Here is a 14,470-nt window from a genome sequence, read left to right as displayed (position 1 = left end):
TCAGACGTTGGTCTGCCGCGTCGGGCGCTCTCTGAGCCGCGGGGCGGGTCGATGCGCAAATGTGGGGCGCAGGATACTGAGTTTTGCTGTGGATTCCCAGCCTGAAGTGCGGGTTAGAGCGACTTCTGCGCCAGAAATCCGGTATTTGTACCGTTTGTCCGGGCCTCTTCGCGAGCAGGCTCGCTCCCACAGGGATCGATGTTTGCCGAGAGAACCCACCGTTTTCTAGAGAAACGGCACCACCGGCCGCCGCTTGCTCACCGTTGACCACCAGAACACCCAGCCCAATATATGAATCCTTTGCTCCTCGATCTGTGCCGGGCGGAACACTTCGTCCGCGTATTCGGCGTTGTTGTGGCTGCGCAGGCGCAGGCCGTTGCCGGGCATGCGGTGCAGGTATTTGATGCGCAGCATGCCGTCGTGTTCGATGGCGTAGATCTCGCCGTCGACGACTTGGGTCAGGCTGCGGTCGATGGCGACGACGGAGCCGTCTTCGATGCGTTCAGCCATGCTGTTGCCGATCATGTGTGCGCAGATGGCGTCGGCGGGGCGGATTTCCAGTTGATCAAGCTGTGCGCGCAGCAGGCGGATGGACAGGTCCGGGTCCTGAATGACGTGGTTTTTGTCGGAGCCGTTGGTCAGGGGTGTTTCTTTGAAGAAGGCCAGTTCGATGTCATTGGGATGGATGAAACGGTAGGCGCCTTGTGGATCGTGGGCGTCGAAGCTGTCGCCATCGCTGGCAGGTGGAGTGAGGCTTGGCAGCTCTTTTGTGCCTTGGCCGGTTTTCAGCCATTCGCTGTTGACGGACAGCAGGCGTGAGACTTCTTCCATGCGATACGCCGGGACGCCCCGGGTGTACCAGTTGTGGACATTTTGGGCTTCCGTGCCCCAGAACTTTGCGAAACCCGTCGTCGAGATGTTCGCAGCTTCCAGGAGTGCCTTGAATCTTGGACCGCTAGTGTTCTTTCTCATAAACACGGAGTCTACGGCCGTGCCAGAGCGGTTTGAATAAACCGGACGTTCAAAAACGGGCTGAATTTTGCGACGGGATGTAAGACGGTCTTGTGGGAAATTACACAGGCTAAAACTTTTCTGTAGTCCGTCATAAACACTCTGTTTAAGGCGGCTCTCTCCAGGCACAAAAAACCCCGGATCAACCGGGGTTTTCTTCGAGCGTCACGCAACAAGCAAATGCTTAGCCTTTGTAGGCGGCAACCGACTTGGTGATCGCTTCGCGGGCGGCGTCTGCACCGGCCCAGCCTTCGATCTTGACCCATTTGCCTTTTTCGAGATCTTTGTAGTTCGCGAAGAAGTGCTCGATCTGCTGGATCAGCAGTGGCGGCAGGTCGGTGTATTCCTTCACATCGACGTACAACTGGGACAGCTTGTCGTGTGGTACCGCGATAACTTTGGCATCGCCGCCGCCGTCGTCGGTCATGTTCAGGATGCCGACTGGACGGGCGCGGATCACCGAGCCTGGCGCAACCGGGTAAGGGGTCACAACCAGCACGTCGAGGGGATCACCGTCGTCAGCCAGGGTGTTCGGGATGTAACCGTAGTTGGCCGGGTAGAACATTGGGGTGGCCATGAAACGGTCAACGAACAGGCAATCGCTGTCTTTGTCGATTTCGTATTTGATCGGCGCGTGGTTGGCCGGGATCTCGATCGCGACGTAGATGTCGTTCGGCAGGTCTTTGCCAGCCGGAATCTTGCTGTAGCTCATTGGGCGTTGCCCCCGTAGTTGACCAAAAACACTTGGCCGGATTGACCAAAAAGTGGCGGCGATTATAGGCATATTCTGCCGTCGACGCCATGTACCGAAAGTCGTGCAGAGCTTAGTCGTGCGCCTGATAGACCGGGTCTGTGGCCTGAAGTTGCCGCAACCGGCTCAACGGATCCTGACGGTAGAAAAGCTGTAGCTGCGCATACACCTGTGGATAAGCCTCGTGCAGCAGATCCGGGGCGCTGAAGAAATATTCGCTGGTGACCGCAAAGAACTCCGCCGGGTTCTCGGCGGCGTAGGGATCAATGGCGGTTTCGGCGTCCGGGTCATGGTCGAGCTGGCGGTTGAGATCATCGTAGGCGCGCTGCATAACCTCGGCCCAATCACTGACGCGCATGTCGGCATGCAGCGGCGGCAGGCCGTTGGCGTCGCCGTTGAGCATGTCGAGTTTGTGCGCCAGTTCGTGAATGACCAGGTTATAGCCTTCCCAACCGCCGCTGGCCATGACGCCGGGCCAGGCGAGGATGATCGGCCCTTGCTGCCAGGCTTCGCCGCTGTGTTCGCCGTCCCATTCGTGCTCGACACCACTGGCGTCGCGATGACGTTGCGGACTGAGAAAGTCGTCCGGGTAGAGCACGATCTCGTGGAAACCCTGATACCAGTTCAGATCGCCAAGGTTGAGCAGCGGCAATTGCGCCTGGGCCGCGAGCAACAGGCGTTGTTCCTGATGCAGTTCGACGCCGGGCAGGGCGCTCAGGTGTTTGTCTTCGAGGAACAGCACGCAGGCTTCGCGCAGCCACTGGTCTTGCGCGGCGCTGATGCCGTCGAGAAAACTCAACTGATGGCGCACCCGCTGCCACATCTCGTCGGCGATCGGGTGCCTGGCCAGAATGCGCCGGCGACGCCAGGCGCTCAGCGACCACATCGGCTTAGTGCGATTGGGCTTTGGTGCCGCCGAAACGGCTGCGAACCACGCCGAGGATCATCGGCACCAGCGACAACAGAATGATCGCCACCACCAGCAACGACAGGTTTTTCTTGATGAACGGTACGTTGCCGAAGAAGTAGCCCAGCGTCACCAGACCGCCGACCCAGAGGATGGTGCCCAGCACGCTGAAACCGAAGAAGCGCGGGTATGGCATCTTCGCTACGCCGGCGACGAACGGCGCAAAGGTACGGATGATCGGCAGGAAGCGCGCCAGGGTTACGGTCTTGCCGCCATGCTTGTCGTAGAAGTCGTGGGTTTTTTGCAGGTAATCGCGACGGAAGATTTTCGAGTTCGGGTTGCTGAACAGTTTCTCGCCAGCCGTTCGTCCGATCACGTAGTTGGTGCTGTCGCCAAGGATCGCCGCGAGCATCAGCAGGCCGCCCAACAGCACCGGATCCATGCCACCGCCTGCAGCAACGGCGCCGGCGATGAACAGCAACGAATCCCCCGGCAGGAATGGCATCACTACCAGACCGGTTTCACAGAAAATCACCAGAAACAGGATGGCGTAGATCCATGGCCCATAGTTGTTCACCAGCAAATCGAGGTAGACGTCGAGATGCAGGATAAGGTCGAGCGGGTTGAAATCCATGGGGGCACCTGTTTGACGGCCCGACTCGGCAGGCCTGTGCGGATGACTTCGTGTAAGCCTACAGCGGGGTGTAGTTTTTCTTACAAGCCGGAAAGATCGGGATTATACGGTCTGAAGGATCAAAAGCGCGTTGGTTTTGTAGCGAGGGATGTCGAGGTGTGAACAATTGTCAGGAAGCATTCGGGGGGCCTGAGGGAGCGGACTCCCTCATCACACCTTGCACTTGCAGTCAGAGCTCTTCGCTGATCGGTAGCACGTAGTTCTTGAACTCGGTGTCTTCCTTGAACCCGATGGATTCGTAGGTTTTCTGTGCGACTTCATTGTTGCTGCTGGTGGAGACGCGCATGCGCACCGCCTGGGTTTCCTTGGCCATTTTCTTCGCAGTGCGGATCAGGTTGTCAGCGACCAGTTGCCGGCGCGCGTCTTCAGCGACATAGATGTCGTTGAGGATCCACACGCGTTTGAGCGACAGCGAGGAGAAGCTTGGATAGAGCTGACAAAAGCCCATCAGCTTCTTGTCGTCATCATCGGCCAGGGCCAGGTAGATCACCGATTCCTTGCGGCGCAGGCGTTTTTCAAGGAACGCGCGGGAGGAATCCGGGTAAGGCAGGGAACCGTAGAACTCGCGATATTTGACGAACAATGGAGTCAACAAATCCAGATGTTCGAGGGTCGCTTGAATAATCCGCATGATAGGTCTCGTCTTCAAGTGGCTGTCTTCAACTGCTCTGACGGCGATGGGAAACCCGTGCGGCCGTGCATCGATCCTGCCTGAAACCGGCGCAGAAAGGCAATGCGGAAACGGTTCAGGTTGTGGGCGGATCGAGTAGGAAATTGCCTTTCATATCTACACCGGCGTCCGATTCCAGCGTCTGAACCTGTGCTTCGTCCTTCAGGTTGACCCCCGACAACTGCCGCCGACAGGCTTCGCGCATCAGATAGAGCAAGCGGTGCGCTGCCATGCCGTAGCTCAAGCCTTCGAGCCGTACATTGGAAATGCAGTTGCGGTAGGCATCGGTCAGGCCGATCTTTGGATTGTAGGTGAAATATAAACCGAGGCTGTCCGGTGAACTGAGGCCCGGGCGCTCGCCGATCAGCATCACCAGCATTTTTGCGCCGAGCAGTTGGCCGATTTCATCACCGACGGCAACGCGACCCTGTTCCACGAGGACAACGGGGGCCATTGACCAGCCGTCGGCGCCCATCTGTTCTTCCAGTCGCGTGATAAATGGCAACGTATGCCGATGCACCGCCAACGCCGAAAGGCCATCGGCCACGACAATCGCCAGATCGACACCGCCGGGATGCGCCGCAGCGTATTCGCGCAAGGCCTGCGCCGATTCATCGCTGAGCTTGCGCCCCAGATCCGGGCGTTGCAGATAACTGTTTCGATCCGCAGCGGCGCTGTGCAACAGCAGACTTTCGCGCCCGCGCTCAGTCAGTTGCGCGCTGAGTCCGGCATGATCAAAAGGCAGATGCACAGCATCGCGCGCTTGCGCGTGGGCAAACTGGAAATCCAGTTGCGCGCTGGTCGGCAGGCTGGTGCCGGTGCGGCCGAGAGCGATGCGCGCCGGGGTCAGGCGGCGCAGTTCCAGCCACGGGTTTTGCGGGTCCACGGGCGGTTTTTCCATGTGACTCATCCCAGTTGCGCCAATGCCTGACGGAAGGCCGGCGGTAAGTTGTTGCCAAAGCGAACCTTGCCGTCCGCTTGGGTGAAGATGCCCATGTTGGCCAGCCATTGCTCGAACTCCGGCGCCGGTTTCAAGCCCAAAGTCTGCCGCGCATAGAGCGCGTCGTGGAACGAAGTGGTCTGGTAATTGAGCATGATGTCGTCGGAGCCGGGGATGCCCATGATGAAGTTGATCCCGGCGACCCCAAGCAAAGTCAGCAAGGTGTCCATGTCGTCCTGATCGGCTTCGGCATGGTTGGTGTAGCAGATGTCGCAACCCATCGGCACGCCGAGCAGCTTGCCGCAGAAATGGTCTTCGAGGCCGGCGCGGATGATCTGTTTACCGTTGTAGAGATACTCCGGGCCGATAAATCCTACGACGGTGTTCACCAGAAACGGCTTGAAATGCCGTGCTACGGCGTAGGCCCGCGTCTCGCACGTCTGTTGATCGACGCCATGGTGGGCATTGGCCGACAGCGCGCTGCCCTGACCGGTTTCGAAATACATCAGGTTTTGCCCGAGGGTGCCGCGATTCAGGCTCAGGCCGGCGTCGTAGCCTTCCTGCAACACGTTCAGGTTGATGCCGAAACTGGCATTGGCCGCTTCGGTGCCGGCAATCGACTGGAACACCAGGTCCAGCGGCACGCCGCGATTGATCGCCTCGATAGAGGTGGTGACGTGAGTCAGCACGCAGGCCTGGGTCGGGATGTCGTAGCGCTGGATGATCGCGTCGAGCATTTCCAGCATCTCGCAGATTGAGGCGATGCTGTCGGTGGCCGGGTTGATGCCGATCATCGCGTCGCCATTGCCGTAGAGCAGACCGTCGAGAATGCTCGCGGCGATGCCGGAAGGTTCGTCGGTCGGGTGATTGGGTTGTAGTCGGGTCGAAAGGCGTCCGCGCAGGCCAAGGGTGCCGCGAAATTTTGTGACCACGCGGATTTTTTGCGCCACCAGCACCAGATCCTGCACGCGCATGATCTTTGATACCGCCGCGACCATTTCTGGTGTCAGGCCGGGGGCGAGGTTGCGCAGGCTGGTTTCATCGGCGGCGTCGCTGAGCAACCAGTCGCGAAAACCACCGACGGTGAGGTGGCTGACCACGGCGAAGGCTTGTTTGTCGTGGGTGTCGATGATCAGGCGGGTGACTTCATCGGACTCATAGGGAATCAGCGCCTCTTGCAGGAAGTGCGTGAGCGGGATGTCGGCCAGCGCCATTTGCGCAGCCACGCGCTCGCCGTCGTTGAGCGCGGCGACGCCAGCGAGAAAGTCCCCGGAGCGCGCCGGGCTGGCCTTGGCCATGACGTCCTTGAGACTGTCGAAGCGATAGGTCTGGGCGCCGACGGAATGGGCGAATGCGGCCACAATATCCTCCTGTAATCGATAAACCCCCTGTAGGAGCTGCCGCAGGCTGCGATCTTTTGACTTTGATTTTCTAAAAACAAGATCAAAAGATCGCAGCCTTCGGCAGCTCCTACAGGGTTCCAGCACAGTGCCTGAATGGGCGCTGTGCACTTTTAAATGGCAGTCAGATACCTTCGAGCATAGCGTCTGCCGGCGCTTCGGAGCGTTGCTTGGCGGTCAGTTGGAAGTACAGATAGCCGGCGGCCATGAAGCCAAGGAACACACAACCGATCAGCGTGTTGAACCACGCCATCGCGATCAGGCACACCACCGCCAGAAACAGCGCAATCGCCGGCACCACCGGATAGCCCGGGGCGCGGAAGGTACGTTCCAGATTTGGCTCGGTCTTACGCAGTCTGAACAGGCTGAGCATGCTGATGATGTACATCACGATGGCGCCGAACACCGACATGGTGATCATCGCTGCGGTCAGGGTCATGCCTTGCAGATTGACCAGGCCGTCGCTGTAAATCGCCGCGATGCCGATCACGCCACCGGCCAGAATCGCCCGATGCGGCGTCTGGAAGCGCGACAGTTTGGCCAGGCCTTTCGGCAGATAACCGGCGCGGGCGAGGGCGAAGAACTGTCGCGAGTAACCGAGAATGATCCCGTGGAAACTCGCCACCAGTCCGAACAGCCCAATCCACACCAGCATGTGCATCCACGTCGAGTTGTTGCCGACCACGGCTTTCATCGCCTGCGGTAGCGGGTCGTTGATGTTCGACAGTTGGCGCCAGTCGCCAACGCCGCCGGCCATGACCATCACGCCGATCGCCAGAAATACCAAGGTCAGGATGCCGCTGACATAGGCCTTGGGAATCGTGCGTTTCGGGTCTTTCGCCTCTTCAGCCGCCATGGCAGCACCCTCGATGGCGAGGAAGAACCAGATCGCGAAGGGGATCGCCGCGAAGATCCCCGGAATCGAACCGAGGGTGAATTCGTTGGCGCCCGACCAGCCGTTGAGCACGAAATTGCTGAAGCTGAAGCCCGGCGCAACCACGCCCATGAACACCAGCAACTCGGCAACGGCGAGCACGGTGACTACCAGCTCAAAGGTCGCCGCGATACTCACGCCGAGGATGTTCAGGGTCATGAACACAAAGTACGCGCCGACGGCAGCGATCTTCGGATCAAGCTCCGGATACTGCACATTCAGATAGGCGCCGATGGCCATGGCAATCGCCGGTGGCGCAAAGACGAACTCGATCAGCGTGGCGATGCCGGCGATCAATCCGCCTTTCTCACCGAACGCCCGGCGGCTGTAGGCAAACGGCCCGCCGGCGTGTGGGATGGCGGTAGTCAATTCGGTGAAGCTGAAAATGAAACAGGTGTACATCGTCGCGACCATCAAGGCCGTGACCAGAAAACCGAGCGTGCCGGCGGTACCCCAGCCGTAACTCCAGCCGAAGTATTCGCCGGAAATCACCAGGCCGACGGCAATGCCCCACAGATGCAGGGTGCCGAGTGTGGGTTTGAGCTGTGTGGTGGAAGTCATAAGTCCTCTCTGTTTTTTATTGTTTGATCTGTTGGACTTTCGGGTGGCGCGGTTGAGGTGGATGGATGCTGTTCACGCAGCGGCAGTTTTAGTGCAAAACCTGAATGACGGGTACGCAAGGGCCGTGCCAGAGCGGCCAGACCTTGTTTGATGTGTCATTGAGGACGCCTTCGCTGGCAAGCCAGCTCCCACAGTTTTGAGTCGAACTCAAAATGTGGATTCGCCCACACCCCTGTGGGAGCTGGCTTGCCAGCGATAGCTATCTGGAGGGCAACACAGAATCGTCTGTGTTGCCCACGGTTTTTAGAAAAAGCCCAACGGATTGATGTCGTAGCTCACCAGCAGGTTTTTCGTCTGCTGGTAGTGATCGAGCATCATCTTGTGGGTCTCACGGCCAACGCCGGACTTCTTGTACCCGCCGAACGCGGCGTGCGCCGGGTACAGGTGATAGCAGTTGGTCCAGACGCGACCGGCCTTGATCGCCCGGCCCATGCGATAGGCGCGGTTGATGTCGCGAGTCCACAGGCCGGCGCCGAGGCCGAACTCGGTGTCGTTGGCGATGGCCAGGGCTTCGGCTTCGTCCTTGAACGTGGTGATGCTCACTACCGGGCCGAAGATTTCTTCCTGGAACACGCGCATCTTGTTGGTGCCCTTGAGCAGGGTCGGCTGGATGTAATAGCCGGTCGACAGGTTGCCCTCGAGTTTCTCCACTTTGCCGCCAGTCAGCAGCTCGGCGCCTTCGCCCTTGGCGATTTCCAGGTACGAAAGAATCTTGTCGAATTGCTGCTCGGACGCCTGGGCGCCAACCATGGTGTCGGTGTCCAGCGGATCGCCACGTTTGATTTGCAGGACTTTCTTCATGACGACGGCCATGAACTCGTCGTAGATCGATTCCTGCACCAGTGCGCGGGATGGGCAGGTGCACACTTCGCCCTGGTTGAAGAACGCCAGCACCAGACCTTCAGCGGCTTTCTCAATGAACGTCGGCTCGGCCTGCATGATGTCTTCGAAGAAGATGTTCGGCGATTTGCCGCCCAGTTCCACGGTGGAAGGAATGATGTTCTCGGCCGCGCACTTCATGATGTGCGAGCCAACCGGGGTCGAGCCGGTGAAAGCGATTTTGGCGATGCGTTTGCTGGTCGCCAGCGCTTCGCCGGCTTCCTTGCCATAACCCTGGACAATGTTCAGCACGCCCGGTGGCAGCAGGTCGCCGATCAGTTCCAGCAACACGGTGATACCCAGCGGGGTTTGCTCGGCGGGTTTGAGTACCACGCAGTTCCCGGCAGCCAGGGCCGGGGCGAGTTTCCACGCGGCCATCAGGATCGGGAAGTTCCACGGGATGATCTGGCCGACCACGCCCAGCGGTTCATGAATGTGATAGGCCACGGTGTTGCCGTCGATTTCGGCAGCACTGCCTTCCTGGGCGCGCAGGCAGCCGGCGAAGTAGCGGAAATGGTCGGCGGCCAGCGGGATGTCGGCGTTGAGGGTTTCGCGGATGGCTTTGCCGTTGTCCCAGGTTTCGGTGATCGCCAGCAGTTCGAGGTTGGCTTCGATGCGATCGGCGATTTTCAACAGGATCAGCGAGCGCGCCTGCACGGAGGTCGCGCCCCACGCGTCGGCAGCAGCGTGGGCGGCGTCCAGTGCCTTGTCGATGTCTTCGGCAGTGGAACGCGGGAATTCGGCAATTGGCTGGCCATTCACTGGCGAGGTATTGGTGAAGTACTGACCTTTGACAGGCGCGACGAACTCGCCGCCGATGTAGTTACCGTACTTGGCTTTGAACGAGACTTTGGCGCCTTCAGTACCGGGGTGAGCGTAACGCATGATGATGTTCTCCTTGGCTTTGTACTTATTAGAGAAACGCGCAATTGCGCTTGCTATAAGCGTAGAGCAAAGGTCGGGCCACTGCCGTGCAGGGCAGGTAAATCAAGGGCTTGGGTGGTTTTTGTCGGACGAGTGGATTTTGCCTGTGACGGTTTTGGTACAGATGGGGTGACAGTTTGTACCGCTTTCGGTACAGCCCGTGACCGGGCAGTCTTGCCAGCATTGCAATGCGGCGGTGGCTGGAGGATGCTGGGCGTCACCTCAAGCATTGGGCCGTCGAGCCTCGGGGAGAACAATAAGAAATGCACGACAACCATTTGAGTCGCCATGCCCGACAGGTTCTCACCGCTACCCAGGGCAAGCCGCACCTGCACGGTCCCGGTGCCGATCCATCGATTGCCCGTTCGTGGCTGCGCTGTCTGGAGGACTATCACCTCGACCCCGCGCTGAGCATGGCGCCGACCGTGCTCGAACATGGGCGCGTTCTCGAAAGCCGCGAACGACTGCAGCAAGTCCTGCAGATCGCCGGCAATGAAATGAGCAGCCTGCATCAACAACTCTCCGGCGCCGGGCATGCAGTGCTGCTGACTGACGCGCGTGGGGTGATCCTCAACTGCGTCACCGCACCCGCTGAACGGAAAATTTTCGAACGCGCCGGCCTCTGGCTCGGTGCGGACTGGAGTGAAGCCTGCGAAGGCACCAACGGCATCGGCACCTGCCTGGTCGAGCGCCAGGCGCTGACGATTCATCAGGACGAACACTTTCGCGGTCGCCACACAGGGCTGACCTGCTCGGCGAGCCCGGTGTTCGACCCGCACGGCGAACTGCTCGCGGTGCTCGACGTGTCTTCGGCGCGCCACGATGTCTCGCGGCAAAGCCAGTTCCACACCATGGCGCTGGTCAATCTGTCGGCGAAGATGATCGAGAGTTGCTACTTCCTGCGCTGTTTCGATAACCAATGGTTGCTGCGCTTTCATCTGCAGGCCGAGTCCGTCGGGCTGTTCAGCGAAGGCTTGCTGGCGTTTGACGGCGAAGGGCGGATCAGCGCGGTTAACCAGAGTGCACTGAATTTGCTCGGGCATATTCGCGGCGGCTTGCTCGGTAAACCGGTGGAGGCGTTTTTCGATTGTTCGCTGGATGAATTGCTTGGCCGCGCCAGCGCCCATGCCAGCGCCAGTTGGCCGTTGCGCACTCGTGACGGCCGACATCTGTTTGCTGTGTTGCGCGGTGAATCGCGCAAGCCTTTACCGATGGTATCGGCGCCAGTCGTGGCTGAAGCGCCGCGCCTGTCGGGCATCTGCCTCGGCGATGAGGCGTTGCAGGCAGACTTCCGCAAAGCCCTGCGCGTGTTTGAACGTGATGTGCCGCTGTTGATCAATGGCGAAACCGGCTCGGGCAAGGAGGCCTTCGCCAAGGCTGTGCATCAGGCCAGTCAACGCTCCGCCAAAGCCTTCGTTGCACTCAACTGCGCGGCGATTCCTGAAAGCCTGATCGAAAGCGAACTGTTCGGCTATCGCGGCGGCAGCTTCACAGGCGCGCGCAAGGACGGCATGCGCGGCAAATTGCAGCAGGCCGATGGCGGCACGTTGTTCCTCGATGAAATTGGCGATATGCCGCTGGCCTTGCAGACTCGTCTGTTGCGGGTGCTGGAAGATCGGCAAGTGGTGCCGATTGGCGGCGAGCCGGAGTCGGTCAACGTGCGGATCATCAGTGCCACCCACCGCAATCTGCTGGAGCGGGTCGCCGATGGCAGCTTCCGCGAGGATTTGTATTACCGGCTCAACGGTCTGGAAGTGGCGTTGCCGGCGTTACGCGCGCGCAGTGATAAATCGCAGTTGCTGGATTTTCTGCTGGCCGAAGAGGCGGGCGGTGAAGCGATCCTGATCGACGAGGCGGCGCGTCAGGCTTTGCTGGCGTTCAATTGGCCGGGCAATGTGCGGCAGTTGCGCAATGTCCTGCGCACGCTGGCGGCGTTGTGTGATGAGGGGCGGATCGGGCTGGAGGATTTGCCGGTGATGATTCGGCAGGGGCGGGTGCCGATTTTTCAGCCTGATTCATCTGAACATCCACTGGAAGACGCCGAGCGGATTGCGCTGCTTAAAACGCTGGAGCAGACGCGGTGGCACATGACGCATACGGCGGAACAGCTTGGGGTCAGCCGTAATACGCTCTATAGAAAACTGCGTAAGCATGGCATTGAGCGTCGTGTCAGTTAGAAGGCCCTCACCCTAGCCCTCTCCCAGGGGGAGAGGGGACTGACCGGGTCGCTCTACTGATTTACGCCGACCTGAAATATCGAGCCGAACTCAGAATATAAGAGCAGCACAGATCGGCTCCCTCTCCCTCGGGAGAGGGCTGGGGTGAGGGGCGACACTCTACAGTCGAGCCAAATGCCAGGCCCACCCAGCCCCGCCCCTCACCTAAAGAGTGCGATTTCCCCCTCCCTACGCTAACCTGCGGCCATGTTTTACGAGGTCGACTATGCACATTCATATTCTGGGTATCTGCGGGACTTTCATGGGCTCGATGGCGGTGTTGGCCAAAGAGCTGGGCCATCACGTGACTGGCTCCGACGCCAATGTCTATCCACCGATGAGCACACAGCTTGAAGCCCAAGGCATTCAGCTGACGCAGGGCTATGACCCGGCGCAACTCGATCCGGCGCCGGATCTGGTGGTGATCGGCAACGCCATGTCCCGCGGCAACCCGGCGGTGGAATATGTCCTGAACAAAGGCCTGCCGTACGTCTCCGGCCCGCAGTGGCTGGCGGATCACGTGCTGCAAGGTCGCTGGGTCTTGGCGGTTGCCGGTACGCACGGTAAAACCACCACCAGCAGCATGCTCGCCTGGGTCCTGGAACACGCCGGCATGAGTCCGGGCTTCCTGATTGGCGGCGTGCCGCAGAACTTCTCGGTATCGGCGCGTCTGGGCGGTACACCGTTCTTCGTGATCGAGGCCGACGAATACGACAGCGCGTTCTTCGACAAACGTTCGAAGTTCGTGCACTACCGTCCACGCACCGCGATCCTCAATAACCTTGAGTTCGATCATGCCGACATCTTCCCGGATCTGCCGGCAATCGAGCGGCAATTCCATCACTTGGTGCGGACCATTCCGAGTGAAGGCCTGGTCATCCACCCGACCACCGAGCCTGCCTTGCAACGTGTGATCGAAATGGGCTGCTGGACCCCGGTGCAAACCACCGGTGCCGGCGGTCAGTGGCAGGTCAAACTGCTCAGCGAAGACGGCTCGGCGTTCGAAGTGATGTTCGAAGGCGTGTCGCAAGGCACCGTCGAGTGGGAGCTGACCGGTCAGCACAACGTCGCCAACGCCTTGGCCGCGTTGGCGGCAGCGCGGCATGTTGGCGTGGTGCCATCGATGGGCATTGCCGGGTTGAGCGCATTCAAGAACGTCAAACGCCGCATGGAGAAAGTCGCCGAAGTCCGCGGCATCACCATCTACGACGACTTCGCCCACCACCCGACGGCGATTGCCACCACTCTCGACGGTTTGCGCAAGCGCATCGGCGACGCTCCGTTGATTGCGATCATCGAACCGCGCTCCAACTCGATGAAACTCGGCGCGCACCGTGACGGTTTGCCGGACAGCGTGGCCGATGCCGACCAGGTGATCTGGTACGCCCCGGCCAACCTCGGCTGGGACCTCGCCGGCACCGCCGCGCTGTGCACGGTGCCGTCGATTGTCAGCGATTCGCTGGAAGGCATCATCGAACGCGTGAAGAGCCAGGCCCAGCCCGGCACGCACGTGGTGATCATGAGCAATGGCGGCTTCGGCGGCCTGCACGGCAAGCTCGCCGAGGCGCTGATATGAACAATGGCCCCGAACGCATCACGCTGGCGATGACCGGTGCCTCCGGCGCCCAGTACGGTTTACGCCTGCTCGATTGCCTGGTGCGTGAAGATCGCGAGGTGCACTTTCTGATCTCCAAGGCTGCGCAACTGGTGATGGCCACCGAGACCGATGTCACGCTGCCGCCCAAGCCGCAGATGATGCAGGCCTTCCTCACCGAATACACCGGAGCTGCCGCCGGGCAGATCCGCGTGTACGGCAAGGAAGACTGGATGTCGCCGGTGGCCTCGGGGTCTGGTGCTCCGGCGGCGATGGTCGTGGTGCCGTGCTCCACGGGCACGCTATCGGCAATTGCCACGGGTGCCTGCAACAACCTGATCGAACGCGCCGCCGATGTGACATTGAAGGAGCGACGTCAGTTGATTCTAGTGCCGCGTGAAGCGCCGTATTCGAGCATTCATCTGGAGCACATGCTCAAGCTGTCGAACATGGGCGTGACGATTCTGCCGGCCTCGCCTGGGTTCTATCATCAGCCGCAGACCATCGATGATCTGATCGATTTCGTCGTGGCGCGGATCCTCAATTTGCTGGGTATTCCCCAGGACATGTTGCCGCGTTGGGGTGAGCATCATCTGAGCAGCGATGAATAAGCTGCTGGTGATCGGGCTGGCGTTGTTGCTGACAGGCTGCGCCACGGCGCGGACGCTGGATGCAGCGAAACCGGGGGCGCCGGTGGTGTACTCCGGGACGCGGCTGGATTTGTATGCATTGAATGGCGGGTGCTGCGCGATGGATCGGTTCGGCGCTGAGGCGCCGAGCTATCCGGGTGTGGATCTGCCGGCGAGTGCTTTGCTCGATACGCTGCTGTTGCCGTTGTCTTTGCTGACGGTGCTTGGCGTAGGTTTTCAGGCGACCGGCGGATTGTAGTCGGGTGTTCTGATCGTTCCCACGCTCCGCGTGGTAACGCC

The 14,470-nt window shown here is 60.1% G+C and carries 13 protein-coding genes; 4 read left to right on the top strand and 9 right to left on the bottom strand.

The genetic code is table 11. The features are described 5' to 3' along the window. Positions 1-225 precede the first annotated feature (225 nt). From M5G26_RS05805 to exaC, 9 genes are all read right to left on the bottom strand, one after another. Positions 226-972 (bottom strand): S24 family peptidase, encoded by a 747-nt coding sequence (locus M5G26_RS05805; RefSeq protein WP_273914664.1) that lies wholly within the window; start codon positions 970-972, stop codon positions 226-228. 223 nt (positions 973-1,195) lie between these two features. Beyond that, entirely contained in the window at positions 1,196-1,723 is a 528-nt protein-coding gene (ppa, locus tag M5G26_RS05800) for an inorganic diphosphatase (RefSeq protein ID WP_003205933.1), read from the bottom strand. Positions 1,724-1,835: 112 nt separating this feature from the next. Next, positions 1,836-2,648, bottom strand: a complete 813-nt coding sequence (locus tag M5G26_RS05795) for a zinc-dependent peptidase (protein ID WP_150694713.1) — start codon at positions 2,646-2,648, stop codon at positions 1,836-1,838. A gap of 4 nt (positions 2,649-2,652) precedes the next feature. Then, complete coding sequence (locus tag M5G26_RS05790; RefSeq protein ID WP_007910892.1) at positions 2,653-3,303, bottom strand: DedA family protein; 651 nt, start codon at positions 3,301-3,303, stop codon at positions 2,653-2,655. Positions 3,304-3,532: 229 nt separating this feature from the next. Continuing rightward, positions 3,533-3,994: a GNAT family N-acetyltransferase gene (locus tag M5G26_RS05785; protein ID WP_007910890.1), complete on the bottom strand. Its 462-nt coding sequence runs from the start codon at positions 3,992-3,994 to the stop codon at positions 3,533-3,535. 115 nt (positions 3,995-4,109) lie between these two features. Then, complete coding sequence (gene eutC, locus M5G26_RS05780) at positions 4,110-4,943, bottom strand: ethanolamine ammonia-lyase subunit EutC (RefSeq protein ID WP_412071293.1); 834 nt, start codon at positions 4,941-4,943, stop codon at positions 4,110-4,112. Beyond that, on the bottom strand, positions 4,940-6,334 hold the full coding sequence (locus M5G26_RS05775; RefSeq protein WP_273914663.1) for an ethanolamine ammonia-lyase subunit EutB: 1,395 nt from the start codon (positions 6,332-6,334) through the stop codon (positions 4,940-4,942). The genes eutC and M5G26_RS05775 overlap by 4 nt, the downstream gene beginning before the upstream one ends. Positions 6,335-6,497: 163 nt before the next feature. Beyond that, positions 6,498-7,868 (bottom strand): ethanolamine permease, encoded by a 1,371-nt coding sequence (gene eat, locus M5G26_RS05770; protein ID WP_141126569.1) that lies wholly within the window; start codon positions 7,866-7,868, stop codon positions 6,498-6,500. Positions 7,869-8,171: 303 nt separating this feature from the next. Further along, complete coding sequence (exaC, locus tag M5G26_RS05765) at positions 8,172-9,692, bottom strand: acetaldehyde dehydrogenase ExaC (protein WP_034153748.1); 1,521 nt, start codon at positions 9,690-9,692, stop codon at positions 8,172-8,174. 302 nt (positions 9,693-9,994) lie between these two features. Between exaC and M5G26_RS05760 the strand changes: the two genes are divergently transcribed. The 4 genes from M5G26_RS05760 to M5G26_RS05745 all read left to right on the top strand — a co-directional run bounded on the left by M5G26_RS05760 (position 9,995) and on the right by M5G26_RS05745 (position 14,429). Continuing rightward, entirely contained in the window at positions 9,995-11,908 is a 1,914-nt protein-coding gene (locus tag M5G26_RS05760; protein ID WP_273914662.1) for a sigma-54-dependent Fis family transcriptional regulator, read from the top strand. A 265-nt stretch (positions 11,909-12,173) separates the two neighbouring features. Beyond that, positions 12,174-13,523 carry a UDP-N-acetylmuramate:L-alanyl-gamma-D-glutamyl-meso-diaminopimelate ligase gene (mpl, locus tag M5G26_RS05755; RefSeq protein WP_273914661.1) on the top strand — a complete coding sequence of 450 codons (1,350 nt, stop codon included), beginning with the start codon at positions 12,174-12,176 and terminating at the stop codon, positions 13,521-13,523. Beyond that, positions 13,520-14,152 carry a flavin prenyltransferase UbiX gene (ubiX, locus tag M5G26_RS05750; protein WP_095122104.1) on the top strand — a complete coding sequence of 211 codons (633 nt, stop codon included), beginning with the start codon at positions 13,520-13,522 and terminating at the stop codon, positions 14,150-14,152. Before mpl ends, ubiX begins: the two co-directional genes overlap by 4 nt. After that, positions 14,145-14,429 carry a YceK/YidQ family lipoprotein gene (locus tag M5G26_RS05745; protein ID WP_273914660.1) on the top strand — a complete coding sequence of 95 codons (285 nt, stop codon included), beginning with the start codon at positions 14,145-14,147 and terminating at the stop codon, positions 14,427-14,429. The genes ubiX and M5G26_RS05745 overlap by 8 nt, the downstream gene beginning before the upstream one ends. Positions 14,430-14,470: the final 41 nt, after the last annotated feature.

Origin of the sequence: Pseudomonas sp. TNT2022 ID642 (genome assembly GCF_028656995.1) — a bacterium.
In the GTDB taxonomy this organism is placed as follows: Bacteria; Pseudomonadota; Gammaproteobacteria; order Pseudomonadales; family Pseudomonadaceae; genus Aquipseudomonas.
This window is presented reverse-complemented; position numbering and strand designations above follow the sequence as displayed.